This is a genomic window from Pyxidicoccus sp. M6 (assembly GCF_055568925.1).
Genome location: NZ_CM145714.1, coordinates 12,320,859 through 12,346,602, shown reverse-complemented (window position 1 = coordinate 12,346,602; position 25,744 = coordinate 12,320,859). Strand labels below are relative to the sequence as shown.

26 protein-coding genes are annotated in these 25,744 nt (G+C 69.0%); 14 read left to right on the top strand and 12 right to left on the bottom strand.

The window, feature by feature from the left end; genetic code table 11:
* The first annotated feature begins 159 nt into the window (after positions 1 to 159).
* A complete protein-coding gene (locus ACVTJA_RS48805; RefSeq protein WP_465831301.1) occupies positions 160 to 1,098 on the top strand; it encodes a universal stress protein in 939 nt (312 codons plus the stop codon).
* Between the two features lie 35 nt (positions 1,099 to 1,133).
* Positions 1,134 to 2,990 carry an ABC transporter ATP-binding protein gene (locus tag ACVTJA_RS48800; RefSeq protein ID WP_465831299.1) on the top strand — a complete coding sequence of 619 codons (1,857 nt, stop codon included), beginning with the start codon at positions 1,134 to 1,136 and terminating at the stop codon, positions 2,988 to 2,990.
* A 10-nt stretch (positions 2,991 to 3,000) separates the two neighbouring features.
* Here the strand turns inward: ACVTJA_RS48800 and ACVTJA_RS48795 are convergent, their stop codons facing one another.
* Complete coding sequence (locus ACVTJA_RS48795; protein WP_465831297.1) at positions 3,001 to 3,660, bottom strand: hypothetical protein; 660 nt, start codon at positions 3,658 to 3,660, stop codon at positions 3,001 to 3,003.
* An 857-nt stretch (positions 3,661 to 4,517) separates the two neighbouring features.
* On the opposite strand from ACVTJA_RS48795, the gene ACVTJA_RS48790 reads away from it, so the two are divergent.
* Entirely contained in the window at positions 4,518 to 5,498 is a 981-nt protein-coding gene (locus ACVTJA_RS48790) for an NADase-type glycan-binding domain-containing protein (protein WP_465831295.1), read from the top strand.
* 27 nt (positions 5,499 to 5,525) lie between these two features.
* Here ACVTJA_RS48790 and ACVTJA_RS48785 read toward each other — a convergent pair whose 3' ends face one another.
* Genes ACVTJA_RS48785 through ACVTJA_RS48770 form a run of 4 tightly spaced genes read right to left on the bottom strand, consistent with a single transcriptional unit; the run spans position 5,526 to position 8,430 of the window.
* Complete coding sequence (locus tag ACVTJA_RS48785; RefSeq protein WP_465831293.1) at positions 5,526 to 6,941, bottom strand: hypothetical protein; 1,416 nt, start codon at positions 6,939 to 6,941, stop codon at positions 5,526 to 5,528.
* Positions 6,895 to 7,401: a hypothetical protein gene (locus ACVTJA_RS48780; RefSeq protein WP_465831292.1), complete on the bottom strand. Its 507-nt coding sequence runs from the start codon at positions 7,399 to 7,401 to the stop codon at positions 6,895 to 6,897. Before ACVTJA_RS48780 ends, ACVTJA_RS48785 begins: the two co-directional genes overlap by 47 nt.
* A gap of 21 nt (positions 7,402 to 7,422) precedes the next feature.
* Positions 7,423 to 8,070: a peptidoglycan-binding protein gene (locus ACVTJA_RS48775; protein ID WP_465831290.1), complete on the bottom strand. Its 648-nt coding sequence runs from the start codon at positions 8,068 to 8,070 to the stop codon at positions 7,423 to 7,425.
* Between the two features lie 42 nt (positions 8,071 to 8,112).
* Positions 8,113 to 8,430, bottom strand: a complete 318-nt coding sequence (locus ACVTJA_RS48770) for a hypothetical protein (protein ID WP_465831288.1) — start codon at positions 8,428 to 8,430, stop codon at positions 8,113 to 8,115.
* Positions 8,431 to 8,512: 82 nt separating this feature from the next.
* Between ACVTJA_RS48770 and ACVTJA_RS48765 the strand changes: the two genes are divergently transcribed.
* Positions 8,513 to 10,087 carry a hypothetical protein gene (locus ACVTJA_RS48765; RefSeq protein WP_465831286.1) on the top strand — a complete coding sequence of 525 codons (1,575 nt, stop codon included), beginning with the start codon at positions 8,513 to 8,515 and terminating at the stop codon, positions 10,085 to 10,087.
* Between the two features lie 450 nt (positions 10,088 to 10,537).
* Here ACVTJA_RS48765 and ACVTJA_RS48760 read toward each other — a convergent pair whose 3' ends face one another.
* Together ACVTJA_RS48760 and ACVTJA_RS48755 are read right to left on the bottom strand one after the other, a co-directional pair.
* Positions 10,538 to 10,882, bottom strand: coding sequence for a thioredoxin family protein (locus ACVTJA_RS48760; protein ID WP_465831284.1), 345 nt, complete (start codon positions 10,880 to 10,882; stop codon positions 10,538 to 10,540).
* A 42-nt stretch (positions 10,883 to 10,924) separates the two neighbouring features.
* Positions 10,925 to 12,778 carry a CotH kinase family protein gene (locus ACVTJA_RS48755; RefSeq protein ID WP_465831282.1) on the bottom strand — a complete coding sequence of 618 codons (1,854 nt, stop codon included), beginning with the start codon at positions 12,776 to 12,778 and terminating at the stop codon, positions 10,925 to 10,927.
* 453 nt (positions 12,779 to 13,231) lie between these two features.
* Here ACVTJA_RS48755 and ACVTJA_RS48750 point away from each other — a divergent pair, with 453 nt between their 5' ends.
* Complete coding sequence (locus ACVTJA_RS48750) at positions 13,232 to 14,809, top strand: SMI1/KNR4 family protein (protein WP_465831280.1); 1,578 nt, start codon at positions 13,232 to 13,234, stop codon at positions 14,807 to 14,809.
* Positions 14,810 to 15,019: 210 nt separating this feature from the next.
* Here ACVTJA_RS48750 and ACVTJA_RS48745 read toward each other — a convergent pair whose 3' ends face one another.
* From ACVTJA_RS48745 to ACVTJA_RS48735, 3 genes are all read right to left on the bottom strand, one after another.
* Complete coding sequence (locus ACVTJA_RS48745; RefSeq protein WP_465831278.1) at positions 15,020 to 15,292, bottom strand: hypothetical protein; 273 nt, start codon at positions 15,290 to 15,292, stop codon at positions 15,020 to 15,022.
* Positions 15,293 to 15,406: 114 nt separating this feature from the next.
* On the bottom strand, positions 15,407 to 16,054 hold the full coding sequence (locus ACVTJA_RS48740) for a SanA/YdcF family protein (protein WP_465831277.1): 648 nt from the start codon (positions 16,052 to 16,054) through the stop codon (positions 15,407 to 15,409).
* Positions 16,055 to 16,132: 78 nt separating this feature from the next.
* Positions 16,133 to 16,555, bottom strand: a complete 423-nt coding sequence (locus ACVTJA_RS48735) for a response regulator (RefSeq protein ID WP_465831275.1) — start codon at positions 16,553 to 16,555, stop codon at positions 16,133 to 16,135.
* Between the two features lie 225 nt (positions 16,556 to 16,780).
* Between ACVTJA_RS48735 and atpG the strand changes: the two genes are divergently transcribed.
* The 4 genes from atpG to ACVTJA_RS48715 all read left to right on the top strand — a co-directional run bounded on the left by atpG (position 16,781) and on the right by ACVTJA_RS48715 (position 20,406).
* Complete coding sequence (gene atpG, locus ACVTJA_RS48730; protein WP_465831273.1) at positions 16,781 to 17,665, top strand: ATP synthase F1 subunit gamma; 885 nt, start codon at positions 16,781 to 16,783, stop codon at positions 17,663 to 17,665.
* A 257-nt stretch (positions 17,666 to 17,922) separates the two neighbouring features.
* Positions 17,923 to 19,368 carry a F0F1 ATP synthase subunit beta gene (atpD, locus tag ACVTJA_RS48725; protein WP_465831272.1) on the top strand — a complete coding sequence of 482 codons (1,446 nt, stop codon included), beginning with the start codon at positions 17,923 to 17,925 and terminating at the stop codon, positions 19,366 to 19,368.
* Positions 19,369 to 19,404: 36 nt separating this feature from the next.
* Complete coding sequence (locus tag ACVTJA_RS48720; protein ID WP_465831270.1) at positions 19,405 to 19,974, top strand: hypothetical protein; 570 nt, start codon at positions 19,405 to 19,407, stop codon at positions 19,972 to 19,974.
* Positions 19,975 to 19,995: 21 nt separating this feature from the next.
* Entirely contained in the window at positions 19,996 to 20,406 is a 411-nt protein-coding gene (locus ACVTJA_RS48715; RefSeq protein ID WP_465831268.1) for a F0F1 ATP synthase subunit epsilon, read from the top strand.
* Positions 20,407 to 20,420: 14 nt separating this feature from the next.
* On the opposite strand, the gene ACVTJA_RS48710 is transcribed toward ACVTJA_RS48715, so the two are convergent.
* On the bottom strand, positions 20,421 to 21,098 hold the full coding sequence (locus tag ACVTJA_RS48710) for an ArsR/SmtB family transcription factor (protein ID WP_465831266.1): 678 nt from the start codon (positions 21,096 to 21,098) through the stop codon (positions 20,421 to 20,423).
* Between the two features lie 87 nt (positions 21,099 to 21,185).
* On the opposite strand from ACVTJA_RS48710, the gene ACVTJA_RS48705 reads away from it, so the two are divergent.
* The 5 genes from ACVTJA_RS48705 to ACVTJA_RS48685 all read left to right on the top strand — a co-directional run bounded on the left by ACVTJA_RS48705 (position 21,186) and on the right by ACVTJA_RS48685 (position 24,257).
* Positions 21,186 to 21,815: a flavin reductase family protein gene (locus ACVTJA_RS48705; RefSeq protein ID WP_465831264.1), complete on the top strand. Its 630-nt coding sequence runs from the start codon at positions 21,186 to 21,188 to the stop codon at positions 21,813 to 21,815.
* Positions 21,816 to 22,131: 316 nt separating this feature from the next.
* Complete coding sequence (locus ACVTJA_RS48700) at positions 22,132 to 22,515, top strand: group I truncated hemoglobin (protein ID WP_465831263.1); 384 nt, start codon at positions 22,132 to 22,134, stop codon at positions 22,513 to 22,515.
* A 17-nt stretch (positions 22,516 to 22,532) separates the two neighbouring features.
* Positions 22,533 to 23,534, top strand: coding sequence for a 2Fe-2S iron-sulfur cluster-binding protein (locus ACVTJA_RS48695; RefSeq protein WP_465831261.1), 1,002 nt, complete (start codon positions 22,533 to 22,535; stop codon positions 23,532 to 23,534).
* A 2-nt stretch (positions 23,535 to 23,536) separates the two neighbouring features.
* Complete coding sequence (locus tag ACVTJA_RS48690; protein ID WP_465831260.1) at positions 23,537 to 23,989, top strand: RrF2 family transcriptional regulator; 453 nt, start codon at positions 23,537 to 23,539, stop codon at positions 23,987 to 23,989.
* 7 nt (positions 23,990 to 23,996) lie between these two features.
* A complete protein-coding gene (locus ACVTJA_RS48685; protein ID WP_465831258.1) occupies positions 23,997 to 24,257 on the top strand; it encodes a hypothetical protein in 261 nt (86 codons plus the stop codon).
* A gap of 32 nt (positions 24,258 to 24,289) precedes the next feature.
* On the opposite strand, the gene ACVTJA_RS48680 is transcribed toward ACVTJA_RS48685, so the two are convergent.
* Positions 24,290 to 25,732: a methyl-accepting chemotaxis protein gene (locus tag ACVTJA_RS48680; protein ID WP_465831257.1), complete on the bottom strand. Its 1,443-nt coding sequence runs from the start codon at positions 25,730 to 25,732 to the stop codon at positions 24,290 to 24,292.
* Between the last annotated feature and the right edge of the window lie 12 nt (positions 25,733 to 25,744).

Genomic DNA, 25,744 nt, shown 5'->3' with positions numbered 1-25,744 from the left:
CGGACCCTGAATCTCTTTGCTACCGGGCACTTCAACCTGGGGTGAGACGGCTGCTCGCGGAGCAGCGGCCCGTGGGCATGCGTTGGATGTAAGAACAGGTGTCACTCCGTCGTCGCACGCACACTAAAGAAGTGAGGGAGGCGGAAGGAGGGACGTGAGATGAGGACACAAGAGCTTTCACAACGAGCCCTTCCCTTGTTGGCGGCGGGGCATTTCCGGGGGCAGCGGGGTGTCTCGCGGCTCCTGGTGGGAACGGACTTCTCCCTGCGCTCCGAGTTCGCGCTGGCGCGAGCGCTGCGTCTGCCGCTGGGCCAGGGTGGCGTCTTCTCGGTGATGCACGTGGCGCCCCCGCTGGACGGACATGACGGCGCGGGCGGGGCGGTGGCGTGCGACCGCTGTCTGCGCAAGGCGGTGGCCTCGGTGTGTCGCCGGATGCGTCACCGCGTGGACGTGGAGGTGCAGGAGGTGCTGCGCCAGGGCGACGCGGTGGAGGCTGCGTCCGCCGCGTCGCGCGAGCTGGAGGCGGAGCTGGTGGTGCTGGGCCGCCCGCACGTGACGTACCCCACGCAGGAGCTGGCCGGGGACTCGATGGTCCGCCGCATGGTCCGGCGGCTGGGCGCGTCGGTGCTGGTGGTGGTGCCGCACCCGGTGCGGCCGTACGCGCGGCCCCTCGTGGCGGTGGACTTCTCACGAGAGTCCCGCCGCGCGCTGGAGCTGCTGCTGAGGCTGTGCCCGTCGCCCACGCCGGTGGACGTGCTCCACGTGGTGGACACGCGTGAGGAGGAGGCGCTGCTGCGGGCCTCCGGTGCGCCCGCGGAGCGGTGGCTGCTCCTCCGGCAGGAGCGCGAGCACGGGGCGCGGGTGGCGCTCGGCCGGTTCCTCGCTCCCTACCGGGAGACGGGGCGCCAGTTCGAGGCGCGGGTGCGCAGCGGCGAGCCCGGGGACGGCATCCTCGCGGAGGCCGCGGAGCGCGGCTCGGACGTGCTGGCGGTGGCGATGTCGGGCGCGGAGGCGCGCACGCCGCTGACGGAGCGGGTACTGGCGCGGGCATCCTGCGACGTGTTGGTGGCGCGTCAGAGGATGCCTCCCGCCTCTTGAGCGCGGACGGCGGGTCCGCGTTATGAACGCGGACCGTGGCTCCTCGTCCGCTCGTCGCTCCCGCTCCGCAGTCCCTCCTGTCCCGTCTGAAGAACACGGGCAGCCTCTTCCGGCAGTTGCCCGGCACCTTCCGCCTCTTCTGGCGGGCGAGCCCCCGGATGGCGGTGTTACTGGGCGCGCTGACGCTGGTGGCGGCGGTGCTGCCCGCGGCCATCGCCTGGGTGGGGAAGCTGATTGTCGACACGGTGGTGGCCGCGTCGAAGGGCTCGGCGGAGGCTCGCGCGCACGTCTACGGCCTGGTGGGGCTGGAGTTCGCGTTGATGCTGGGCTCGGCGGTGGTGGAGCGCGGGCTGACGCTGACGCGCGAATTGCTCCGCGCCAACCTGGGCAACCTCCTCAACGAGCGGATTCTGCAGAAGGCGCTGGAGCTGGAGCTGCGCCACTTCGAGGACTCGGACACCTACGACAAGATGCAGAACGCGCGGCGCGAGGCCAGCAGCCGGCCGCTGTCGCTGGTGATGCAGGTGTTCTCGATTGTGCGCAACGGCATCACCCTGAGCACCTTCGCCGCGCTGTTGATTGCGCTGTCGCCGTGGAGCGTGGTGGTGCTGATGGCGGCGTCGGTACCGGCGTTCATCGCGGAGGCGCGGCTGGCGGCGGAGGGCTTCCGGCTGTACTCGTGGCGGGCGCCCGAGGGGCGGAAGCTGAACTACCTGGAGTGGATTCTCACGCGGGACAACCACGTGAAGGAGGTGAAGCTCTTCGGGTTGGGGCAGTTGGTGCTGGGGCGTTACCGCACGCTGTTCCAGAAGTTCTTCACCGAGGACCGGGCGCTGGCGTTCAAGCGGATGGCGTGGGGGCTGGGGCTGGGGTTGCTGTCGCTGGCGGCGTTCTACGGCTGCTACCTGTACGTGGCGGGCCGCGCGGCGGGCGGAGCGATTTCGGTGGGCGACATGGTGCTGTACCTGGGCGTGTTCCGTCAGGGGCAGGCGGCGTTCCAGGGCATCCTGACGAGCATCGGCTCCATGTACGAGGACGCGCTCTTCATGAGCAACCTCTTCACGTACCTGGACATCCCCACGGGCGGCGAGACGTCGCGGGTGCTGCCGGCGAAGTCCCCGCCGCGCGGGCACCGGAATGCGATTGAGCTGAGGAACCTGTCGTTCCGCTACCCGGGCAAGGACGCGTGGGCGCTGAAGGGCGTGAACCTGACGCTGAGGCCGGGGCAGAAGCTGGCGCTGGTGGGGGAGAACGGGGCGGGGAAGAGCACGCTGGTGAAGCTGCTGCTGCGCCTCTACGAGCCGACGGAGGGGGAGGTCCTCTACGGCGGCGTGGATGTGAAGGACATGGACGTGGAGGACCTGCGCAGCCGCTTCGGGGCGGTGTTCCAGGACTTCGTGCGCTACCAGTTCAACGTGGCGGAGAACATCGGCCTGGGGCACGTGCCGGCGCTGGAGGACCGGAACCGGATTGTGCGGGCGGCGGAGGAGGGTGGGGCGAGCACGGTGATTGCGGCGCTGCCGAACCAGTACGACACGATGCTGGGCGGATGGTTCGAGAAGGGGCAGGAGCTGTCGTCGGGGCAGTGGCAGAAGCTGGCGGTGGCGCGAGCCTTCATGCGCGACGACGCGGAGGTGCTGATTCTGGACGAGCCGACGGCCAGCATCGACGCGGAAGCCGAGCACGCGCTGTTCGAGCGCTTCCAGGCGCTGGCCGCGGACCGCATCGCGATTGTGATTTCACACCGCTTCAGCACGGTGCGCATGGCGGACCAGATTGCCGTGCTCCACAACGGAAGCGTTGAGGAGCTGGGGAGCCATGACGAGCTGATGGCGAAGGACGGCCGCTACGCGCACCTGTTCCGGTTGCAGGCGCGCGGGTACAGGGACTGAGCGGCGGGCGTCACGGCCGACGGTAGTACTGCGTCTGGAAGATCTTCAGCCCCGCATCCGTGCGCTCCCAGCTCACGTCGTGAGGAGGCGGAATGCTGGTGTCCTCACTCCGCTCCGGTTCGTGCGGCGGGCGGAAGACAATGGAGGACCCGTAACTCACCGTGTAGTAGAAGCGCAGGCCGCCATCCGGCTGTCCCTCAACCCAGCCTTCGTCATGGTCGCTGGAACTGTACTGATAGGCGGAGGAACTGCTGGACGTTTCGAAGCGTCCGTCGGCGGTCAGTGAAAACTTCCCGGAGCGGATGAAAGTTCCGGACATTTCGTATCCCCAACGACCTACCACCTCCTCGGGGATGCAGCCGGTGGAGATTCTCGGGACATCGGGCTCGGTCCCGCCGTCCGCCAGGGCCCTGAAGGCTGAGTTGTCCGCACAGGCCTGGACCTGCTCCGGACAGGACTCCGGGCACGTGCCTCCATCGCATGCCTTGGAATAGCAGCCATTGAGCGCCTCGCGGAGGCTTCGTGCCGTGGGGGTGGCGGCCCCCTCACAGCGGCCTCGGCAGCCGGCTCCGTAAGTCGAGCAGGCCGCCCAACAGTCCAGCAACTGCTGGCAGGAGAGGGGCGGGATGATGGCCATGCCACCATCGCTCTCGGGGATGGGGTCCGGCATGAGCAAGCGTTCCGTGGTCACGCACGTCCCGGAGTCGGTGACCTCCGGACCCGCATCGGGCTCGCCCTGGCCCGCATCGGGCTCGCTCTGGCCCGCATCAGGCTCGTTCCCCTCATTGTCGTCACAGCCTGACAGGACGACCGTCAAAGACAACAGCGCGCACAGAACGTAGTTTGTAGTTCCCCGAGTCCCCATGGCTCTCCCATACACGAGCAGGCGTGTGAGGGCCAGTGCTCGTTCATGCAATTCAATGGCAGGCGAGTCAATGCCTGTCGCGCCAGGGCCTGGCCCGACCTGCTGGACGAGGCTTCTCGCATCTTCTGGGGTGACGGGAACCGGCCTGGCTTCCTGAATTCGACAGGAGTGGCTCCCGGTTGGCCCGGGCCGCCTCTGTCAGCATGGACTCACTCAGTGGGTTGTGAGCTTCACCCACGGGAATTCCAGGAAGCCATGGTGGGCATGATGGGTCCCGTCGGGGCCCAGCGAGGGACGAAGGAAGGTGCATGGGGACTCTGTCGCCCGGCGTCGAGGCGACTCGTAGGATGGGCTTGGAAGGCCGTCGCTGAATGAAAGTGCGACGCCCGACGTCCAGGGCCCAGGGAGCGCGCATGTTCGATGGCGGCGGGAGAGGAAGACCCCGAGGGTGGGGCGGCCATGCGTGGCTCCTCCTGGGCTGCGTCCTGCTGAGCCCGGGGGCCTGGGGCCAGTCCGCCGACGCGGGACGCATGGATGCGGGAGGGCCAGGCCCCTCCGGCGTGCCTGATGCCGGGCAGATGATTCCGGCTGTTCAGGTTTCCTCAGGGGGCCCTGATGGTGGGCAGGGCTTCTCCGGAGGCGCGGATGGTGGGCAGGCCGCTGTGGCCGCACCCGTCCTGTCCCAGATGCCCGACGCGGGGCCATCGGATGCCACGCGGGTGGAGGTGACGCTGCATGGCATCCCCGTGACGGTGACGGCGTCCTCGGTGCTGGCGGATGCGAAGGAGCCCGGGCGCTACGGGCTGGCGAACCTGCTGGACGAGGACTTCGGCACCATCTGGGCGGAAGGGGCGAAGGGCATCGGGGCCGGGGCGTGGGTGGAGCTGAGCTTCCCACCGGACACGCCGGTGCATGCCTTCCTGGTGACGCCGGGCAACCCGAAGTCGGCGAAGCTCTACAAGGCCAATGCGCGACCGAGGAAGGCGAAGCTGGAGTTGAAGCTCGCCGAGGGACGCAAGCTGGACTACGAGCTCGACTTCCCTCGCGACTTCCCGGCGGGCGGGGCCATCTATGTGGATTATGCGCGCCAGTTCACCGTGAAGTCCGCGCGGCTGACGGTGCTGACAGTATGGCCTGGGAGCCGGTACCAGGACTTGTGCCTGGGCGGCTTCGTCCCAGTGTTCCGCGGGCCCACGGAGCACCAGTACATCAAGACCTTCCTCGGGATGGGCAGTGAGTTGGCGCCCACCCTCACGAGGTTCATGAGCAGCCCGCTCCTCGTATACGAACTCGTGCCACCTGAATCCAGTGGAGTAACCGCCTGGCTGCGCACCTACCCTCGGGTTCCCCACAACGGGTCACTGCCTTCGCCAGAGGAGGAGTTCGAGATGCAGGACGTCCGAGGGTGGAATCACTATGGCCGCGATCTCGCTCACAAGGCCGTTCCTGGTGCGACCTTGCAGAGCGAGTTGTTCCGCCTTGCCCCGGCTCCCGGAGGTAAGGGCTATGTGTTCGGTCCCATTGGCCCTCCCAAGCGGCCGGACGCATACCCAAACTTCCGTGTCCGGTGGGAGTTCATCGAGGATGGGTGGCATGTCGTGGGAGTTGACATGCCGTACAGGGAACAGACTGCCGACGATTGAATCTCTCGCGAGACTCCAGGTTCAGGGCTACCTGGGTGCGCCGGCCGAAGGGGAAGGAGTCTTGCTTTTCTTCCCCGCTGTTTGGGAGGGAGCCTGCTTCTTGGGCTTGGGGGGTGGGGGAGGTGCATCCTCGGGGAAGAGTTCATTCCAGTCCCGGCCACCCAGCCTCGACACGAAGGCTTCCATATTGGCCCGGGTCGTCTCGGCCAGCATGTAGTTGAACCTGAAGCCGCACGCTCCGAAATCACAGGGCTCGAGTCCGTCCTTCAAGTACGCCTCGTGCCTCTTCTTGAGCTCCTCGGTGCGCTGCTCCATCACCCACGCGTCCTTGGTCTCAGTAAGCTTCGTCTGCAGGTTCTCCAGCCCCGTCTCGATGGCCTTCTTGAATGTCTTCTCCAACTCCTTCTCAAAAGCCTTGGCTTCCTTCGGTTCCAAGGGAGCACCTTCGACTGCCTTCTTGACGGTTTCCTCCGGGAGCAGTCCAGCGAGCACTTCTTCTCGCGCGTAGCTCTTCAAGAGCGCGAAGTTCTCGTCGCTGTCGTACTTCTTGTTCGGGAAGACCTCCAAGAAAGCATCTCGTACCTCTTTGTCGAAGTCCTTGTAGGAACGGCTCGCATCCAGGAGCTTCTCGACCGCCGCCACGAACAGCGGGTCGGGCGCGGGCGGTGGCACGACGGCCTTCGGGTCGGGCTCGGTGGGTGAGGCTGCGGTCCCGGACTCCGGTGCGGTCTCGGTGAGAAGGGGCGGAGGCGGTGGGGCCGTGAAGACGAACTGGAAGCCCACCTTCATGGGCGCCTCGTCATCCTCCACCACCTCTAGGCGGAACACCTGATTGCCTTCCGCCTCGAAGTTCTGCGTCTCCGCGCCAGTGGCGTCCTCGAGCCGGACGTACTTCACGCCGGCCTCAATCTTCCGCGTCACCCTCAGCTTCTCGGAGCCATTGATCCACGCGTCGAGCATTGCCCGGGCCTGCTGCTTCCGCTGCTCGGCAATCCTGGGCTCGTAGTGCTCGAGGTTCCGCGCTTCGAGCTCCTTCTCGACCGCCTTCGCGAAGGCCGCTTTCTCCCTGGCCGTCTTCTGTGGCAGCTTCTTGCCGAGCTCCGCCTCGACCTCCTTGGCGAACTTCGCGCAGAAGGCCTCGTCACTGCCGCTGTCGTGCGCGGCCTGTGCGGCGTTCAGGAAGTCGGAGACGGGAAACCGCCGCCGGGCGGGAATGGATGGCATGGCGAACTGGAGCGCGGCGTAGGAGGTGGGCGGGTTGCTCGCGCCCTTGTGCAGACCCACCCGGTAGTACCCGTTGTAGATGCCAGGAGCGATGGCTCCCACGTCTTTCGGGAGCAGGGTGGGGTTGTCGAAGTCGGGCAGCGTGTTGCCCTGGTCGTCCTTCAGGGAAGGTTTATCCTCGTCGTAGCCGGGCTCTGTGGTGATGGGTAGGGCGGCCACCCGCCAGTGCTTGCATTGCGGACACGAGACATCCACGCCGGGATTCGGCCAGTCCTTCGGGGCCGGCCACTTCGTCTCCGACGGTCTTCTCTCCTTCCTTCAGCAGGGCCGGGTCGTAGAGCACGACGAGCAGGTCGTCGAACCGGTTGGACAGCGAGCGCTCCCGGCGCAGGCCCACGAGCTGGAGCGTGAGCGGGTTCGTCCGCAGCAGCTCCAATTCCTCATCATCCTGCAGGTGATATTGCTTGTTGCCCGGGTCGTGCTTCTTCTGGCTCCGCAGGCTCTCGCTCGCGAACTGCTTCAGCAGGCCCACCGCGCAGTCCGAGCACGCCGTCTCGCTCAGCGTCGCATGGTGGGCCCGGTTCTCCGGCGCCGTCGCCGCGTCCGCCTTCTTCTTGGGCTTGTCCTGCGTGGCCGCGTGCTTCGCGGTCGCATTCGTCTTCGTTGCCTTGGCTGCCATCGGGACCTTTCAAAGACGGGATCAGCTCCCGTGCAGCTCCTCGAGCTTCCGCAAGGTCTCCACGTCCAGGCGGCCGGTGACCTCCAGGCCGCTTCGGTGCTGGAAGGCGCGAATGGCGCTGCGCAGCTCCAGCGTCATCTTCCCCGTGGGCTCCAGCGCGTAGCCCAGGTTGATGAGCCGGGACTCCGCGCCGCAGACACCCCCGTCAGGTGTGTCCTTCATGGGATGAAGGCAGCCCAGTTCGAGCTCCCAGGACAGGCCCTCGCACTCCAGCTCCACCTGGCTGGCGGTGAAGGGAACCTTCGCCTCGAGGAAGCCCTCGTCGTCCGTGCTCCCTTCGATGACCTCCTGCTCGAACTTGAGCAGGTAGGGCACGCCGGCGAGCGGTGTTCCTTCCGCGTCCTTCAGCGCGAGCCGCGGGTACCGCGCCGCCACCTTGACGGTGAAGCGGTGGGCCTTGCCCGTGGAGATGTTCGGCTGGGTCTTCGCGGGGCCCAGGTCCGGGATGATGACGGTGTCTCCCGGGTAGAGCACGTTGGGGTTGGGGCGCTTCTTCCGCAGCTCCGCGTTGTCCGGATGCTCGTAGATGCGCTTGAAGTCCGCGAAGCCGTAGCGTCGCGAGATGAGCAGGAGGCACTCGCCCTGCTTGACGATGTGGGTAGTGGACATCTCTTTCTCCTCGAGCCCTGTCGAAGGTCGGCCGACCCCGCCTCAGCTCCAGCTGCGTCCTTCCAGGAGGGGAAAGGACACCTGGCACTGCCCCGGATTCACGCCGTCCACGCGTGCGTAGCCGTTCTTGTTGAGGGGGCCCTCGCGGGTGCTGCCATCCGGCAGCGTCACCACGTAGCGCGCATGGGGGACGGGCTTGCCGTCGTCGTCCACCAGCTCGATGACCAGCCACGTCGGCTCTTCGACGGGGGCCTCCGCCGGCCTCAGGCTGGGCGTGGAAGGCCTGTTTGGCGGAGACCCGGAACAGGGCGAGCCGTCTGGAGGGAGCTGGTGCATGGCCGGGAAGCCGTGCGCGAGCACCCTCCACCATCGTTCGCGGGCGCGAGAGCACAGGGACTGAGCGACCCTTGCGCTGGCCTGTTCTCCAGTGCAGGTTGTGTGCATGCCGCGCCGCTTCAACACCGCGGGCCCGTGCCGCCCGGACTGGCACTACATGATTCCCGCCGAGCGCCGGCTTCCCGAGGCGCCCGGGCTGGTGGAGCAGCTCGGCTACTTCATCGTCCATGCGCCCCGGCAGACGGGGAAGACCACGGCGCTTCGCGCCCTGGCGGAGCAGTTGACGGCTTCCGGCCGCTACGCCGCGCTCTATTTTTCATGTGAAGTGGGTGAGGCCGCGGGCGACGACTTCGGTGAGGCCCAGCGGGCCATCCTGGCAAACCTGCGGCTCAGCGCTGGACTCTCCCTTCCTCCCGAGCTTCAGCCGCCGTCGTTCCCCGACGCTCCCGACAGCCTGCTGTTGGGCACGGCGCTGTCCGTCTGGGCGAGCGTCTGCCCACGTCCGCTGGTGCTCTTTCTCGATGAGATTGATGCCCTGCGAGGTCAGAGCCTCATCAGCGTGCTTCGCCAATTGCGGAGCGGTTTTCCCAACAGGCCGCATGCCTTCCCTGCGTCTGTTGTCCTGTGTGGCCTGCGGGACGTGCGCGACTACAAGGCCGCGAGTGGAGGCGACGCGGACCGGCTCGGCACCGCGAGTCCGTTCAACATCAAGCTCGCCTCACTCCGTCTGGGCGACTTCGACGCGGGGGAAGTGGCGGAGCTGTATCGACAGCACACCACGGACACCGGTCAGGTCTTCGAGGAGCAGGCGATTGCGCGCGCTTTCGAGCTGACCGCTGGCCAGCCCTGGCTCGTCAACGCACTTGCAAGGGAGGTCATCGAGGAGCTGAAGGTGCCGGTCGCTGAAGCCATCACCGCCGACCACGTGGAGGCCGCGAAGGAGCGGCTCATCTACGCGCGTGTCACGCATCTGGACTCACTGGTCGCGCGGCTCCACGAGCCGCGCATCCGCCGGGTGCTGGAGCCCGTGCTCGCGGGCACGCTGACTTCGGGAGACAGCTACCAGGATGACGTACAGTACGCGCGAGACCTGGGGTTGCTCGCGCGGGACAACCCGGTGCGAATCGCGAATCCCATCTACCGCGAGGTGATTGCACGCGTGCTCGCGGGAGACGCCGAGCTCCAGGTGCAGGCGGAGCCACGCAGCTTCGTGTTGCCGGATGGGCGGCTGGACTTTGACCGCCTGCTCCGCGAGTTCGCCGCCTTCTGGCGGGAGCACGGAGAGGTGCTGACCGCTGGACTCTCGTACCACGAGGTCGCGCCGCAGCTCGTGCTCATGGCCTTCCTCCACCGGGTGGTCAACGGCGGAGGCTTCGTGGACCGCGAGTACGGTGTGGGCCGGGGCCGCATCGACCTGTTGGTGCGCTGGCCCTACGCGGAAGGTGGCCAGCGCCGCTGGCAGCGCCAGGCGATGGAGCTGAAGGTGTGGCGGGACGGGGAGAAGGCCCCTCTGTCCAAGGGGCTCGCCCAGTTGGACGAGTACCTGGAGCGGCTGAGCCTCGACACGGGCGTGCTCGTCATCTTCGACCGGAGGAAGGATGCCGGTGATGCGGACTCGCGCACGCGCTTCGAGCAGGCGCAGGCGCCTTCCGGCCGCAATGTGCTCGTGCTGCGCGCATGAGCTCCGCCTGAACTATGTCCTGCTGTTTTCGGAACCCAGACCCGAATCCGTTGTCTCTTGTGGAGAGGGTTCAATGAATACCACCAGGTCATGGCAGTGGGGCACCATCATCCCGCTCGTCGTGTTCGCCTCATTGGCACACGCGGACACTCCACCCCAGAGTGAGGTCGGCCCGTTGGTCCGGGTCGTGCTTACGCGGATTCTGGATGACCCCCGATATCTTCCGTGTACTCCGTCGTCATCGAGTCCATTTCCCTGTCTGGAGATAGCGCCGTCGTCAGGCTCGGTGTCTCGCTCTCGGTCCCGCCCCCCGAGGGCACTGGCGGCATTGCGCTGCTGTGCTGCTGCATCTCCACCGACCATTACGAGCGGGACGCGCGTGGCCAGTGGAAGTTCCGCGAACGTGAGGGGACCGATTGCGCGTAGTCCGGAGCGCCGACGCGCACAGGCTCACGCCTTCGGCAGATGGTCCCTCACCACGCCGAGCCAGTACTCCTTCCCGTAGTACTGGCTCATCTTCCCGAGCAGCTTCCCGTCACGGAACAGCAGGAACGTCGGAATCCCGAAGAGACCGAAGCGCCGGGCCAGCTCCTCGTGCTGGTACGCGTTCACCTTCACCACGCGCATCGGCGCCCCGTCGAGCTCCTTCAGGAGCATGGGCTCCGCCGCCGCGTAGATGTCGCAGTTCGGGCAGCCGTCGCCCCAGAAGTCCACCACCACCAGCTCGCCCTTCGGCTCCATGACCAGCTGGTCGAAGTTCTCCGCCGTCCCCTCGTAGCTCACGGGATGTGCCATGGCCTCCTGCCTAACGGTCTCCCCCTCCGCCTTCAACCTTGCTCACGGCGCGCGCCGCTCGAAGTCCTCGCTCTCCCCGCCGCCCTTGCGCCCGTACACCGTCCCGGCAGGCAGCGGTCCGAACCAGACCGCGTCCTCCGGTCCGTAGAGCACCGCCTTCCCTGTCGCCTTCGAGCGCCGCTCCCGGTCAAACACCCCCACCTCGCCCCCGTTGCGCGACAGCGTGAAGGGCAGGTGCAGCGGTCCCTTCGATGTGTCCCCGCTCGCCATCAGCCGCACCGCCTGTCCTGGCCCGAGCGTCCCCTGCGTCAGCCGGTGTCTCGCCGTTGCCCGCAGGTCATTCGTCACCTCGTAGCGCCCCAGCTCCAATGCGCGCGCGCCTCGGTTGTACAGCTCCACATATCCCCCGGCGCCCGTTGCCACCTCGCGGAGGACCAGCGGCCCGCTTCCGTGGGCCTTCAGCGCCTCCAGCGTCTTCGCCAGATACGCGCGCCGGCCGCGCACGTAATCACGGAGGTACTGCCGTGCTCGCTTCACGTGCTCGGCGGAGGCGTGCGCGTCATTCCCCAGCTCCGGCTCCACCACCTTCCACAGCGCGTCGATATGGGCGAAGGCCTTCTCCTCGGAGAACGGCCCGTCCAGCGCCGCCTCCAGCTTCGCGAGTACCCGCGCCCGCAGCGCCGGCCGGTCCCACACGCGCGTGGCCAGCACGCTCCACGTGGGCCGCTGCTCGGGCCGCGTCGTCACGCGCGTCTCGAACAGTTCCTGCACCGCCGGGTCATACAGCGTGAAGGGCTGCGGCCACCGGTCCACCACCGGCGCGGACGTCGGACTCCACGTGCGCCAGTAGAGCATCCGCGCGTTGTTCAAATCCCACGGCACGTACGTCCACCGGTCCGCGTGCAGCGAGTGCACCCAGAAGCTGCGCGAGTCCTCGATGATGCTGTTGGAGATGAGCAGGTCCGCGGCCAGGTTGCCCAGGTACGCCTCCACGTCCACGCGGCGCTCCAGCTCCTCCTCGAAGCGCGCGTCGTCGCTCCGGTTCACCCACGCGAGGAACGCGGTGAGGTCCTCGCGGCCCGTGGTCTCGTTCGTCTTCTTCTCGAAGTTGCTCTGGTGCGGGCCGGACTTGAGCGTCAGCTCGCAGTTGCGATGTCCGCAGCGGTAGATGGACGCGTCGCGCTCGTGGCCGTGGTGTTTCAGCCAGTCCTTTCCCACGTGCTCCATGTCCAGATAGAGCCCCTGCGGCTCGCCATTCACGGTGACTCGCGCGAAGTGGGCTCGCGGTACCGGCAGGCCCAGGGCCTCGTACAGGTCAACCGCGAACTTCTCCGTCAGCTTGCCGCCGTCGAACCAGCTCGCGAGCAGCTCGAAGTGGTCCCGGTCTCCGAGCTCCTGCCCGGGGCCCAGCTCTATTTTGTAGCTCTTCTGCGGCAAATCTCTCGTGCTCGCGCCCCGGAAGCGCATGCGCCCCGTGGCCTTCACGCCATCGAGCGTCACCGTGCACGGGACGGACACATTCGACGTCGGGTCCGCCTCCAGCTTCTGGAGGTCGGCCGGTGCCACCTGCAGCGTGAAGGTCGGCACGAGGGTCTGCACCGGCGGATACGCAGCCGTAGGCACCGGAGGCGGCCCCGCGTCGGGAGCGCCCGCGTCCACGGATGAGCCTTCCGTTCCCGCGTCGGAGCCGGACGTCCCCGCGTCGCGTGTCTCCTGTGTCGCCCCCGCGTCCTCTTCCGGCGTCCCCGGGCCCGCGTCGGAGGTCTCCTCCTCCGGACGGTCCGGGCGCATCTCTTCTTGAGCCGGAGCATCGCCCTTCGGGGCCACCGGAGCGCCAGGGCCGCACGCCAGCAGGCCCACGAGTCCCACCACCCACCCACCCGTCCCCTGCCTCATGCTCCCTCCACGCGTGGCCGAGCCATCGCCCCGTGCAGCGCGCATGCCCCGGGCGGGGACCTCGCCCCGCGCCCTCGAAGGGCTGGCGGAGGCTATGCACTGCCCCCCGAGATTGCCCGTCCCTGCCTCCAGGTCCGTCTGGAGGCAGGGCGGCCGGGCGGAGGGGGCCTCGTTTCCTGGCACCGTGGATCATCCGCCCCCTCCCGCCGTGCTCCGAGCCAGCTCCGGGGCGGCGATACATCGCGCGTGAAGACAGGGCCGTCCTCCGTGGGAGGTAGGGATGGGGAGGCCACGCGCGAGGGGTTTTTTCTGTATGCGCTTTGCGCGCGGGCCGATGTCAGCCCGTGCGGGTTGGATCACCCATGGCGAGGTGTCATCAAAAGGCCAACAGCCGCACTGCGCAGGAGGGCACACCCGCCGTAAGGTTGTGACACTGGTTGTCGTGGAGGGGTCATGCACGAGTGGTTGGAGGCACTGCGGAAGTCGGCAAGGGCAGCGTCACCTGGTGTCCCCGCGGAGGAGGTCCGCCGGGCCGAGACGGAGTGCGGCATTCCATTCCCCGAGGAGCTGGGGGCCCTCTATGAGGCCTTCAATGGCGGGGAGCTCAGCGGTGAGGTGCACCTGTTCCAGCTTCATGGGCCGGAAGGGGCTCCCAGTGTCCTGGAGAAGTCCCGGCTCAAGCTGGTGGGGCTGCCCGCGGCGGGCGTGTGGCGCATCGGGTTGAAGGGAGCGCACCGCCACCTGTTCTCCGCGCGCAAGTCCGCGATGGTGGAGCAGGGGGACGGCGGAGGGCCGCTGCCCGGCTGGATGGACGTGCTCAGTGACGAGGACTGGGTCTACGGCACGTGGGACAACGAGAAGCAGGAGCTTCGGCTGTATCGCTCGCTGAAGGAGATGCTCGACGTGCTCGTGCCACCCGCGGAGGTGGAGAGCTTCGGTGAGCGCACGTTCGCTCGCGCGATGAACGCCGTGCTCCAGGGCGCGCTGTCCGGCATGGAGGAGGGCGAAGAAGCCGAGGGCGCGGAGGCCGGGGTCGAGAAGGGAGCCCTCGAGGAGGAGCTGGAGTCCGAGGAGGAACTGGAGACGGCCGAGGTCGAGGAAGAGGAGGAAGCCGGCGAGGTGCGCGAGCTCGCGTACGAGTACGACGATGACTCGCGGCGCAGGCGCGACGAGGAGCGGCCCTTCGGCGCGAGGAAGCCCAAGGCGGAGCCCAAGAAGCCGGTACGCCCGATTGGGTCGGGTGAAGGGCGGGCCGCAGGCAAGGCGAAGGAGAAGCCCGTGGCCCGCGCGGAGTCCCGGTCCCCGGCCATCGGTGGGGCGGGTGTCCTGCTCCCCAGCGCCGCGAGCGTGGCCGCCGAGGCGACAGTCGCGGAGGCGCCCGCGACTGAAGCGGGGGCTGCCGTGACGACGGAGGCCGCCGCGGCGGAGGCACCCGCGCCGAAGAAGGCCGCGAAGAAGGCCCGTGCCGAGAAGGCTCCCAAGGTGGAAGCTGCTCCCGCGACGGAAGCACCGGCCGAGCCCGCTGCCGCGCCGGCGACTCCGGAGGTGAAGGAGCCTGCGGCCGCGAAGAAGAAGGCGGCGGCGAAGAAGGCGGCTCCCGTGTCCACCACCGCCGAGGTGCAGCCTCCTCCCACGGAGCGTCCGGCCGCGAAGAAGGCGGCCCCGGCTCCTGCCGCGAAGAAGGCAGCAGTGGAGCCTTCCGCCGGAAAGCCCACGGCCGCGAAGAAGGCGGCCCCGGCTCCTGCCGCGAAGAAGGCAGCAGTGGGGCCTTCCGCCGGAAAGCCCATGGCCGCGAAGAAGGCGGCTCTGGTTGCTGCGAAGAAGGCCGCTGCGAAGAAGGCGCCGGGAGCAACGAAGGCCGCTGTGAAGAAGGCCGCTGCGAAGAAGGCCCCCGCCAAGAAGGCCGTTGCGAAGAAGGCGGCTGCCAAGAAGGCACCGGCGAAGAAAGCCGTTGTGAAGAAGGCCCCCGCGAAGAAGGCGGTCGCCAAGAAGGCACCGGCGAAGAAGGCTGCCAAGGGGCGCGGACGGTAGGAGAAGGTTCTGGGGCCGGGCACCGCAACGGTGCTCGGCCCACTTCACGCCTCGAAGAGAGCATCAGGCCGGGCACCGCAACGGTGCTCGGCCTCGCCTCACCACCTCACGTCACCGAGCGCAGGCTCCGCGCGGCTCGCGCACGGAAGACCTCTCGCGCGCGGGCCCAACGCGAGCCCACAACCCGCCTCGGCTCCGCCGCCCCAGCGTCTACCCTTCGGGAAGCTGGTCCCGCCGGATGGGGCGGATGCGGTCCTCGGGCTGGGCCGTCACTTCGGCTCCTTCTTCTTCCTCGTCGCCCCGGCGGAACTCGTGAATCTGGTCCGGTAGGATGTCGCGGAAGTCCGGCTCCTCTTCCAGCGGTGGAGTCGCCGCCAGGTCCTGGTCGGAGATGTTGATCTCCTCCTCGCCGGTGTCCGGGTTCATGTGACGCCGCGAGCTTTGCTCGCCCACGTCCTCCGAACCGAGCTTCTTGAATCGCATGGCCTCTCCTTCGAGAAAGCGCGGTGGGTCGGCTGCCTTCGGGTCAACAATGAGAACCGGCCGGGTTCGCCGCAATTCTCGCCGCCCGCCTGCCTGCCTCCGCTCGCCCGGGCCTCAGCGCTCCGGGAGCGCCGCGCGGCCAGCGGGGTAGACGGGCTCCACCTCCAGCAGCACCATGGCCAGCGCCAGCACGCGCGACAGCGTCTCGCGCACCGTGTACCGCCAGGGCGTCGAGCGCCCCTCGTCCGCCGCCACGCCCCACGCGTCGATGCCCACCGAGTTGGCGATGAACAGCGCCCGCGACAGGTGGAAACGCTGCGTCACCAGGAGCGCCCGCTTCGCCCCGAACACCGTGTAGGCCCGCAGGCAACTGTCGTACGTGGACAGCCCCGCCTCGTCTCCCTGCACCGCCGCCTCGGGCACCCCGCGCTCCACCAGGTATCGCCGCATGGCCCGCGTCTCGTGATGGAAGGGCTGCACCTGGTCGCCGCTGACCAGCACCGCCTGCACCTTCCCCTGCTTCCACAGCGCAATCGCCGCATCCAGCCGCTGCGCCAGCACGGGAGAGGGCACCGCGCCCGGCGCCAGCCCCGCGCCGAAGACGAGCGCCACCGGGGCCTCGGGGGCCGTCGCGAGGGACACGATGCGGTCCTCGTAGCTCACCCGCACGAGGTGCGAGAGGGCGAGCACGCCCAGGCCGCACACGGCCAGGGCGAGGAGGCCCCTGCGCACCCACAACCTGCTCGCGCCGCCTGGCTTCATGGACCCCGAGAACACCACTGGAGGGTCCATTGTGTTCCGGCCGCCTGCCTCCGGAAAGGGCCGTGTAGCCCCGTTGCATCAGGGCGACGTGCCCGCCTGCACTCCAGCCGGCTTCAGCGCATGGCGCTCGACGGCCTCCAGCAACCGCCGGGGCTCCACCGGCTTCTTCAGGAACGCCGCCACGTCGTAGTTGGCCGCGTACACCGCCCTGTCGCGCGGGTTCATCGCCGCCATGCCCGCGGAGAGGATGATGACGGGCACCTCCGCCAGCGCCTCGCTCGCCTTGCGCGCCGTCAGCACCCGGTGGCCGTCCATCACCGGCAGGGCCATGTCGAGCAGGATGAGCGCGGGCCGGGGCGGCGTCTCCAGGTATTCGAGCGCCTCCTTCCCGTTGCTCGCCGCGCGCACCGTGTAGCCCTGCAGCTCCAGGTACCCCTGGAGGGCCTCACGGATGTCCGCGTCGTCCTCGACGATGAGCAGGGGACCGCTGGCGGCTGGCATGGAGGACTCCGCGGGGGGTGGGCACCTTCTCAAGGTATGTCGGCCACCCACCGCCGGGAGCCCTCTCATAGGGCCCGCCCGGCTGCCTCTTCCTGGAAGCAGCGCTTACGCGGGCTGGCATGCCGCCGTTGACCGGCCCCCGGTACGCCTATATAGGGGCCCCGCCGCCGTCCCCTGCCCACACGGTGACGCGGGCTGAACGTCCCACAGGAGCTTCCCGGTCCCATGGCGTCCCTTCGTGACATCCGCAAGCGCATCCGCTCGGTGAAGAACACTCGGCAGATCACCAAGGCGATGAAGATGGTGTCCGCCGCCAAGCTCCGCAAGGCACAGGACGCCATCCTCGCGGCCCGGCCCTACGCGACGATGCTGGACCAGATCATCGCGGACCTCTCCGCGCGCTCCGGCGCCGAGAGCCTCAGCCATCCGCTGCTCGCGGCCCGCCCGGTGAAGAAGGTGGAGCTGGTGCTCCTGACGTCGGACCGCGGCCTCGCCGGCGGCTTCAACTCCAACGTCATCCGCCGCGCCAACCGCTTCCTCTACGAGAACACCGCGCTGGAGCGCATCCAGCTCGCCACGGTGGGCCGCAAGGGCAACGACTACTTCCGCAACCGCGGCCAGGCCATCCGCAAGGACTTCGGTGGCCTCTACCAGCGCCTGAGCTACCGCGCCGCCGCGGACGTCGCCGAGGAGCTGGTCGCCAGCTACCTCAATGGCGAGGTGGACGCCGTCCACATCGTCTACAACGAGTTCGTCTCCGCCATCGCCCAGAAGGTCGTCGTGTCGCAGCTGCTGCCGCTGCAGACGCTCGGCGCGGAAGGGCAGGCCCCCACCGAGGGCGCCACCGCCCTGGTGGACTTCAAGTACGAGCCGGACCGCCAGGCCGTGCTCGACAAGCTGGTGCCCCAGGCCGTCAACATCAAGCTCTACCGCGCCCTGCTGGAGAGCGTGGCCAGCGAGCACGGCGCCCGCATGAGCGCCATGGAGAACGCCACCTCCAACGCGTCGGACATGATCGCCAGCCTGACGCTCACCTACAACCGCACCCGCCAGGCGGTCATCACCAAAGAGCTCATGGAGATCGTCTCCGGCGCCGAGGCCCTCAAGTAGTCTTCCAGCCTCCCCGAGCGGCTCCCAGGGCCCGTCCCGTTGATTCGGGCGGGCCCTTTGCTTTTCAAGGCAAAGACCCCCCGGCCGCCCCGGAAGCGGCCTGCCGGGAGGCAAATAAGCCCGACTTACTCCATAAGTGCCCGGGAGGCTTGATTCTACGGGAGGCCCCCGGTAAAGGGGGCCCGCCCTCCCACCCGGGCCGAATTTTCGAAGGGCGCGGCGCGAAGGCCGCTCCCCCCGCGAGGCAGACGAATTCCATGAGCGCTCAAGTTCCGACGGCAGGCAAGGTCATCCAGGTCCTCGGCCCCGTGGTCGACGTCGAGTTCCCGCCCGGCGGGCTCCCCGAGGTCTACACCGCCCTGAAGGTCACCAACCCCAACTTGAGCACCGAGGCGGACAACCTCGTCCTCGAGGTGGCGCAGCACCTGGGCGAGAACACCGTCCGCACCATCGCCATGGACTCCACCGAGGGCCTCGGCCGCGGCATGGCGGTGAAGAACACGGGCGCTCCCATCCAGGTGCCGGTGGGCAAGGCCACCCTGGGCCGCATCCTGAACGTCACCGGTGACCCGGTGGACGAGATGGGCCCGGTGAAGGCGCAGGAGTACTGGTCCATCCACCGCCCGCCCCCGCCCTTCACGGAGCAGGACGTGCGCGTGCAGATGTTCGAGACGGGCATCAAGGTCATCGACCTGCTCGCCCCCTACACCCGCGGCGGCAAGATTGGCCTCTTCGGCGGCGCCGGCGTGGGCAAGACGGTGCTCCTGCAGGAGCTCATCCGCAACGTGGCGGTGGAGCGCGGCGGCTTCTCCGTGTTCGCCGGCGTGGGCGAGCGCACCCGCGAGGGCAACGACCTGTACCACGAGATGCAGGAGACCAAGGTCATCCAGACGGACAACCTGGAGGCCTCGCAGGCCGTTCTCGTGTACGGCCAGATGAACGAGCCGCCCGGCGCCCGCGCCCGCGTGGCCCTCTCCGCGCTCACCATGGCGGAGTACTTCCGCGACGTGGAGGGCCGTGACGTGCTCCTCTTCGTGGACAACATCTTCCGCTTCACCCAGGCCGGTTCCGAGGTGTCCGCCCTCCTGGGCCGCATCCCCAGCGCCGTGGGTTACCAGCCCACGCTGTCCACGGAGATGGGCGGCCTCCAGGAGCGCATCACCTCCACCACGAAGGGCTCCATCACGTCCGTGCAGGCCATCTACGTGCCCGCCGACGACCTGACGGACCCGGCGCCCGCCACCGCGTTCGCCCACCTGGACGCGACGACGGTGCTCAACCGCTCCATCGCCGAGCTCGCCATCTTCCCGGCCGTGGACCCGCTGGACTCCACCAGCCGCATCCTGGACCCGGGCGTCATCGGCCAGGACCACTACGCGGTGGCCCGCAAGGTCCAGGGCGTGCTCCAGCGGTACAAGGAGCTGCAGGACATCATCGCCATCCTCGGCATGGACGAGCTCTCCGAGGACGACAAGCTGGTGGTGGCCCGCGCCCGCAAGATTCAGCGCTTCCTGTCGCAGCCCTTCTTCGTGGCCAAGGTCTTCACGGGCAAGGACGGCCGCTACGTGAAGCTCCAGGACACCATCCAGGGCTTCAAGGAAATCGTCGAGGGCAAGCACGACGACATCCCCGAGGGCGCCTTCTACATGACGGGCTCCATCGACGAGGTGGTCGAGAACGCCCGCAAGCTGGCGGCGTCGTAAAGCAAGCCGTTCCATCCCGCCTCACCCGAGGTGACCATGCGTCGCCACGCGCTTGCCCTGGTCCTGATGCTCCTGGCGCTCCCCGCCCTGGCGGAGGAGCGCAAGGGACGGGCCCGGGTGAGCGCCAACGGCCTCTTCACCGTGACGTTGGTGGAGGAAGCGCCCGGGAAGTGCCGGCTGGAGGTGACGAAGGAGAGCGGTCCCGTCTGGCAGGTGCCGCAGTGCCTGGGGACGGTGGACGACTTCTTCTTCGTCTCCAATGACGGCGAGCGCGTCTGGGTGTTGTGGCCGCTGGTGGAGAAGGGCAAGCCACCGCCTCCGCCGCCGAAGGTGAAGGGGAAGAAGCAGAAGCAGCCGAAGGGCCCGCCCGCGTGGGCGAACGTGGTGGTGGCGGCGCAGTACGACAGCAAGGGCAACCGGCTCCAGGAGAAGCGGCTGACGGAGCTGCTCCCCACGAAGCAGCTCACCGAGGTGCGCCAGCTCACCCACCACTTCAAGTGGCTGGAGGGCACGCTCGGCATCCCCGGCAAGGGGCCCCGACTGACGGACGCCGGGGTGGTGGAGTTCGAGCCCGTGGGTGGAACCACCCAACGGCTCACGTTCTGATGCGGTAGTGCGAGGAGCCTCATGGCCAAGCTGACTGTGGAGATTGTCACCCCCGAGAAGCGCATCCTGTCGGTCCAGGCCGACGAGGCCATCGTCCCCGGTGGCCGGGGCCTGTTCGGCGTGCGCCCGGGCCACACCCCGTTCCTGTCGCTGATGGAGCCGGGGGCGCTCACGCTCATCGACGCGGGCCGGCGCGAGTCCTACTTCGTCGCGGGCGGCTTCGTGGAGGTGGGCAACGACAAGGTGCTCGTGCTCGCCGACGCCGCGGAGCCTGTGGCGGGCATCGACGTGGAGGGCGCGCGTCGCCGCATGTCCGAGGCCCAGGAGCGCATGAAGGGCCTGTCCGCCGAGGACGCGCGCTTCGAAATCGAGCAGGCCACGGTGCGCCGCGAGGCGGCCCGCGTCGGCGCCGCCGGCATGCCGCGCGGCTGACGGTTCGCCGCGCCTTACGGCCAGGACAGTCCCAGCTCCCGGTCGAAGCAGCGCCGGCCTTCCACGGTGAGCCGCACCCCGCGGCCCTCCGTGCGGCGCGCAATCCAGCGCAGCGCGAAGAGGCGCTCCGCCAATGCGGCGCCCAGGGCCCCACCGACGTGGGCCCGGCGCTCGCTCCAGTCCAGGCAGCGGCGCGCGAAGGCCCGGCGCCCTCGGGACAGGGCCTGCGAGTCCACTCCGAGCTGCGTGAAGAAGTGCTCCCCCGACGGGGTGAGCGCCCACGTCTCCTCGGAGGCCTCCAGGTAGCCGCGCCGCTCCAGCGCGTCCGCGAGGTCGACACCGAGCTTTCCCGCCAGGTGGTCGTAGCACGTGCGCGCGAAGCGCAGCGGTGAGGGCACCTTCACCGGCGCCGCGCGCGTGGGCGCGAGGAGGCTGAGGGCCTCCAGCGCGCGCGCCACGTCCGGCCCGGCGAGCCGGTAGTAGCGGTGACGGCCCTGCGCCTCCACGCGCACGAGTCCGCCTTCGAGCAGCTGGCCCAGGTGGCCGCTCACCGTCTGCGGCGACAGGCCCACCTCGCGCGCCAGCTCGCCCGCGGTGCGCGCGGGGCCTTCGAGGAGGCGCGAGAGCATGCCCGCGCGGGCGGGCTCGCCGATGAGGTGGGCAATCCGAGCGAGGTCGAGTGGATGGGCCATGGCGTACGAAGCGTGGAGGACGCGGGTGCGCTGACGTTTCGGCGCGCGCCGAACCATTCCGCGCGCGGGAGCCGTAGGGAAGGGGGCATGAACGAGCTGCCGAAGCACCGCGTGATTGCTCCCCGCATTCTCTACTTCGGAACGCCCGTGGCGCTCTTGAGCACCCTGAACGCCGACGGCACGCCCAACCTCTCGCCGCTGTCGTCCGCATGGGCGCTGGATGATCGGCTGGTGCTGGGGATGGGGCGGATGGGGCAGGGGCTCGCCAACCTGGAGCGCACGCGTGAGGCCGTGGTGAATCTGCCCAACGCGTCGCTGTGGCCCCAGGTCGAGCGGCTGGCGCCCACGACGGGACGAGACCCCGTGCCCGAGCCGAAGCGCGCGATGGGCTACGTCCACGAGCCGCGCAAATTCGAGCGTGCGGGCCTCACGCCGCTGCCGTCGGACACGGTGGCGCCACCGCGCGTGGGTGAGTGCCCGCTGCAATTGGAGGCCGTGCTGCTCGACGTGCGCCCCGCCTCCGCGACGCCCGAGCAGCCCGAGGCCACCTTCTGCATCGCGGAGGTGCGCGTCACCCGCGTCCACGCGCACGAGGACGTCACCGTGCCCGGCACGCACCATGTCGACGTTGCTCGCTGGCAACCGCTCCTCTACGTGTTCCGCCACTACGCCGGCACCGGCCCGAGCCTCGGCCGCAACTTCCGCTCGGAGACATGAGGCAAAGAGCGAGCAGCCAGCATCGCGGCTTCTGCCTGGCCACCTGACTGCTCGAATCGTGGCGAGACGTCTCGTCGCGATGAGCCGTCCGCCGCGCGCAATCCTCGCGCGCAATCACCCCTCACGCGCAACTTCTGCGCATGGCCTCGGGCCGCGGGGCTGTCACGCTTCGGAAACATGACGCCTGGCTCAGGCGGTTGTCGCCTGTGACTCTGTCGGCCCGCTTGCCTGCTGTAGTCGCGTCGCGGGCTCGGCATTTAACATGCATTCGTAATGCAGCATTAGGCGCCCATGAGGGGTGCAAGGAGACGAGCACATGAGCACAGGAGCGGCGATGAAGAGCGTCTACGAGCAGATTGGCGGCGAGCCGGCGATGGCGGCCGCGGTGGAGGTCTTCTATCGGAAGGTCCTCTCGGACGACCGCATCAGCCACTTCTTCGAGGACGTGGACATGGAGCGCCAGGCCGCGAAGCAGAAGGCCTTCCTCACCATGGTGACGGGGGGGCCGGCGAGCTACTCGGGCAAGGACATGCGCGCGGGCCATGCGCAGCTCGTCGCGCGCGGCCTCAACGACATGCACTTCGACGCGGTGGCGGGCCACCTCAAGGAGACGCTCGAGGAGCTCAACGTGCCCGCGCCGTTGGTGGAGCGAGTCCTGGCCATCGCCGAGAGCGCTCGCGCGGACGTGCTCAACCGCTAGGAACGAGAGGACACGCCATGGCGAAGGTGAAGCATGAGTCGCAGTGGTACCCGCTCGAAGCGGGCGAGAGCGTGTTGGACGGGCTCCTCCGCCAGGGTGTGTCCGTCCCCAACTCCTGCCGTGCGGGTGCCTGCCAGTCCTGCCTGATGAAGGCGGTGCGAGGCACCGTGCCCGAGGCCGCGCGCGTGGGCTTGAAGGACACGCTCGTGGCCCAGGGCTACTTCCTCGCGTGCACCTGCAAGCCCACCGAAGGCACCGAGCTGGAGGTGGCGGGCGCGGAGGACTTGCGCGTCCCGGCGCGCATCACCTCGCTGACGATGCTGTCCTCGAACGTGCTGCGCGTGCGGCTCCTCACCGACGCGCCCTTCGAGTACCGCGCGGGGCAGTACGTCTCGCTGGTGCGGGGAGACGGGCTCGCTCGCAGCTACTCGTTGGCGAGCCTGCCGCGCGAGGGCGCGCTGGAGCTGCACGTGCGCCTCATCCCGGGTGGAGAGATGAGCGGTTGGCTGGCCACCGAGGCCCGGCCGGGAGACGCCGTGCACGTGCAGGGCCCGGCGGGGAGCTGCTTCTACGTCCCGGGCAGGCCCGAGCAACCGCTGCTCCTGGCCGGCACCGGCACGGGCCTGGCGCCGCTCTACGGCATCGTCCGGGACGCGCTGGAGGCGGGGCACACCGGCCCCATCTGGCTCTTCCACGGCGCGCGGGACCCCTCGGGGCTCTACCTCCGGGACGAGCTGCGCGAGCTGGCCGAGCGGCACCCGCAGTTGCGCTACCGCCCGGGCGTGCTCTCGGACGGCAGCCGGGACGTGGCCGAGGGGCCGCTCGACGTGCTCATCCGCGCCGAGGTCCCGAAGCCGGTCGGTCACCGGGCGTGGCTCTGCGGCGACCCGCAGTTGGTGCTATCCCTTCGAAAGAAGCTCTTCCTGTCCGGGCTCTCGCTGAAGGACCTGCATGCGGACTCCTTCCTGCCGAGCGCCCCCCAGGCGGAGATGACGAAATCCTCCGCCGGAGCCCGCTGACCGTGCACCTCACCCTCCACGCCGACTACTCGCTGCGCGTCCTCCTCTACCTCGCCACCCGGCGTGGGAAGCCTTCCTCCACGCAGGAAATCGCGGACGCGTACGGCATCTCCAAGCACCACCTGGTGCGGGTGGTGCAGACGCTGGCGGGGCAGGGGGTCGTGGATGCGCGCGCGGGGCGTTCGGGTGGGGTGATGCTGGGCCGCGAGCCGAAGGACATCAACGTGGGCCGGGTGCTGCGCGCGGCCGAGCCGGACTTCCACCTGGTGGAGTGCTTCGACCGCGAGCGCAACGGGTGCCCCATCACCCCCGCGTGCGGCCTCAAGAGCGTGCTCGCCGAGGCGCGCGAGGCCTTCCTCGCCGTGCTCGACAGGTACACGCTCGCGGACCTGTTGGAGCGCTCGCGCACCGATTTGGCGGACTTCTTCCTGCCGCCGCCGGCGCGCGCGAGCTGAAGCGGCCATGGTGTCCGGCACGCTGGAGCTGTTCCACCGCATCGCGGACCCGCCCTCCGCCGAGGCTCGGCGCTACATCGTCGACTACGCGCTGGAGGACCGCGTGGCCTTCCGCAACGTGGCGTTCAGCGAGGCGGAGCAGGACTGGCTCCGCCTGGGCGGCCACACCACGCCCGCGCTGTGGGACGGCACGCAGCTGCACCAGGGCGCGCAGGCGGTGCTGGCGCGCCTGCAGGCCGTCGTCAACCTCGGCCGCGACGACGCATGAGCGGAAGCCGCGTCAGGTGAGCCCTCCGCGGCTCACTGGACCTGATATCGCGCCACCACGCTGGCGGCCGTGCGGGACACCTCGCTGACCACGTTGGCGGCGGCCCGGGTGGACTCGAGCCGCGCCAGGGACTCATCCATCATCTTCTGGAGCTCGCCGAGGGCGAGGAAGGTCTGATGGACGCCCGCGCCCTGCTGCGCCACGACGGCCGATATCTGCCGGGCCGCGGCCGTGCTCTCCTTCACGATGCCCGAGAGCTGGCGCAGGCTGTCACCCGTGACGCGTACCTCGGCCAGGCCCGTCTCGATGCGCTGCATGCCGCTCACGTTCATTTCCACCGCCTCGTGGATGGCGGCGGCGATGTCGTCGAGCACCTCGCGCACCCGCTGTGTCGCCTGAATGGACTGGTCCGCCAGCGAGCGGATTTCACGCGCCACCACGCCAAAGCCCTTGCCGTGCTCGCCCGAGCGCGCGGCTTCAATCGCGGCGTTGAGGGCCAGCATGTTGGACTGGTCCGCCAGGTCCTTCACCGTGCCGGTGATGGTGGCAATCTGCTGGGCGCGCTCGGACAGCCGGAAGATGCGCCCGGTCATCTGCTGCACCTGCTCGCGAATCTCGCCCAGCCGCTGGATGCCGTTGTCCACGGCGGACTCGCCCTCGCGGGAAGCCTGGTCCGCCTGCTCCATCACCTCGAGCACGGACCGGGCCTTCTGCGCCGCCAGCGTGGACGTCTGCTGAATCTCGTTGGCGGTGGTGTGGGTCTCTTGAAGCGCGCTGGCCTGACGCGACAGTGTCTCGCTCTGGACGTGGGTGGCGGTGGTGAGCTGGGCGGCGGACTCATCCAGGCGGCGCGAGGACGTCTGGAGGCTGCCCAGGGCCTCGCGCATCTGCTTCAGGCCCCAGGCCGAGGCGATGTTGATGGCGTTCACCATGTCCTGGCCGAACAGGACGAGCACCAGCACGTCGGGCTTCTCCGCCTGGGCCGCGCGCAGGGCGCGCTTGAAGTCCTCGGCGGTGGAGACGGGGAACGGGGTGCGCACACCCTTGTGGACGGCCGTGTCCGTGGTGGCGGTGAAGCGCCGCAGGGACTCCTCGGTGCTCCAGCCCCAGGTGTAGTCCGCGGTGATGTAGAAGTACTTCTTGCCGCCGAAGCGGGCGTTGAGGTGCTTGGAGAGCACCTTCGCCGCCATCCACGCGTTGTTGCACTCGCGGAAGGTGTGCCGGTGGCCATCGCTTCCGGTGGTGGCGTTGGAGTACGTCAGCGTCCCGAAGAAGGGCACGCCCTTCTCCTCGGCGACCTCGCCCACGGCGAGCTGCGCGGCGCGAAGCTGGTCCAGCCCCTCCGCGAAATAGGGACCGGTGCGGGGATAGTTGAAGCCGAGCTTGACGGTGTCCGTCGCGGCCGCCGCGACCCACGGGGTGACGAGCAACAGCAGCAGCAAGGCGCGCAGCGGGGTGGGGCGTGGAGGAGTCATGAAGCGGGCCCG

Excerpts from the sequence above, each read along its gene's own strand:
- ACVTJA_RS48680 (WP_465831257.1), bottom strand. The coding sequence starts at position 25,732 with ATGACTCCTCCACGCCCCACCCCGCTGCGCGCCTTGCTGCTGCTGTTG.
- ACVTJA_RS48735 (WP_465831275.1), bottom strand. The coding sequence starts at position 16,555 with ATGCCAGCCGCCAGCGGTCCCCTGCTCATCGTCGAGGACGACGCGGAC.
- ACVTJA_RS48775 (WP_465831290.1), bottom strand. The coding sequence starts at position 8,070 with ATGTCCACTACCCACATCGTCAAGCAGGGCGAGTGCCTCCTGCTCATC.
- ACVTJA_RS48745 (WP_465831278.1), bottom strand. The coding sequence starts at position 15,292 with ATGCGATTCAAGAAGCTCGGTTCGGAGGACGTGGGCGAGCAAAGCTCG.
- ACVTJA_RS48760 (WP_465831284.1), bottom strand. The coding sequence starts at position 10,882 with ATGGCACATCCCGTGAGCTACGAGGGGACGGCGGAGAACTTCGACCAG.
- ACVTJA_RS48705 (WP_465831264.1), top strand. The coding sequence starts at position 21,186 with ATGAACGAGCTGCCGAAGCACCGCGTGATTGCTCCCCGCATTCTCTAC.
- ACVTJA_RS48700 (WP_465831263.1), top strand. The coding sequence starts at position 22,132 with ATGAGCACAGGAGCGGCGATGAAGAGCGTCTACGAGCAGATTGGCGGC.
- ACVTJA_RS48695 (WP_465831261.1), top strand. The coding sequence starts at position 22,533 with ATGGCGAAGGTGAAGCATGAGTCGCAGTGGTACCCGCTCGAAGCGGGC.
- ACVTJA_RS48780 (WP_465831292.1), bottom strand. The coding sequence starts at position 7,401 with ATGGCAGCCAAGGCAACGAAGACGAATGCGACCGCGAAGCACGCGGCC.
- ACVTJA_RS48715 (WP_465831268.1), top strand. The coding sequence starts at position 19,996 with ATGGCCAAGCTGACTGTGGAGATTGTCACCCCCGAGAAGCGCATCCTG.
- ACVTJA_RS48805 (WP_465831301.1), top strand. The coding sequence starts at position 160 with ATGAGGACACAAGAGCTTTCACAACGAGCCCTTCCCTTGTTGGCGGCG.
- ACVTJA_RS48710 (WP_465831266.1), bottom strand. The coding sequence starts at position 21,098 with ATGGCCCATCCACTCGACCTCGCTCGGATTGCCCACCTCATCGGCGAG.
- atpG (WP_465831273.1), top strand. The coding sequence starts at position 16,781 with ATGGCGTCCCTTCGTGACATCCGCAAGCGCATCCGCTCGGTGAAGAAC.
- ACVTJA_RS48720 (WP_465831270.1), top strand. The coding sequence starts at position 19,405 with ATGCGTCGCCACGCGCTTGCCCTGGTCCTGATGCTCCTGGCGCTCCCC.
- ACVTJA_RS48755 (WP_465831282.1), bottom strand. The coding sequence starts at position 12,778 with ATGAGGCAGGGGACGGGTGGGTGGGTGGTGGGACTCGTGGGCCTGCTG.
- ACVTJA_RS48740 (WP_465831277.1), bottom strand. The coding sequence starts at position 16,054 with ATGAAGCCAGGCGGCGCGAGCAGGTTGTGGGTGCGCAGGGGCCTCCTC.
- ACVTJA_RS48685 (WP_465831258.1), top strand. The coding sequence starts at position 23,997 with ATGGTGTCCGGCACGCTGGAGCTGTTCCACCGCATCGCGGACCCGCCC.
- atpD (WP_465831272.1), top strand. The coding sequence starts at position 17,923 with ATGAGCGCTCAAGTTCCGACGGCAGGCAAGGTCATCCAGGTCCTCGGC.
- ACVTJA_RS48795 (WP_465831297.1), bottom strand. The coding sequence starts at position 3,660 with ATGCCGGACCCCATCCCCGAGAGCGATGGTGGCATGGCCATCATCCCG.
- ACVTJA_RS48765 (WP_465831286.1), top strand. The coding sequence starts at position 8,513 with ATGCCGCGCCGCTTCAACACCGCGGGCCCGTGCCGCCCGGACTGGCAC.
- ACVTJA_RS48750 (WP_465831280.1), top strand. The coding sequence starts at position 13,232 with ATGCACGAGTGGTTGGAGGCACTGCGGAAGTCGGCAAGGGCAGCGTCA.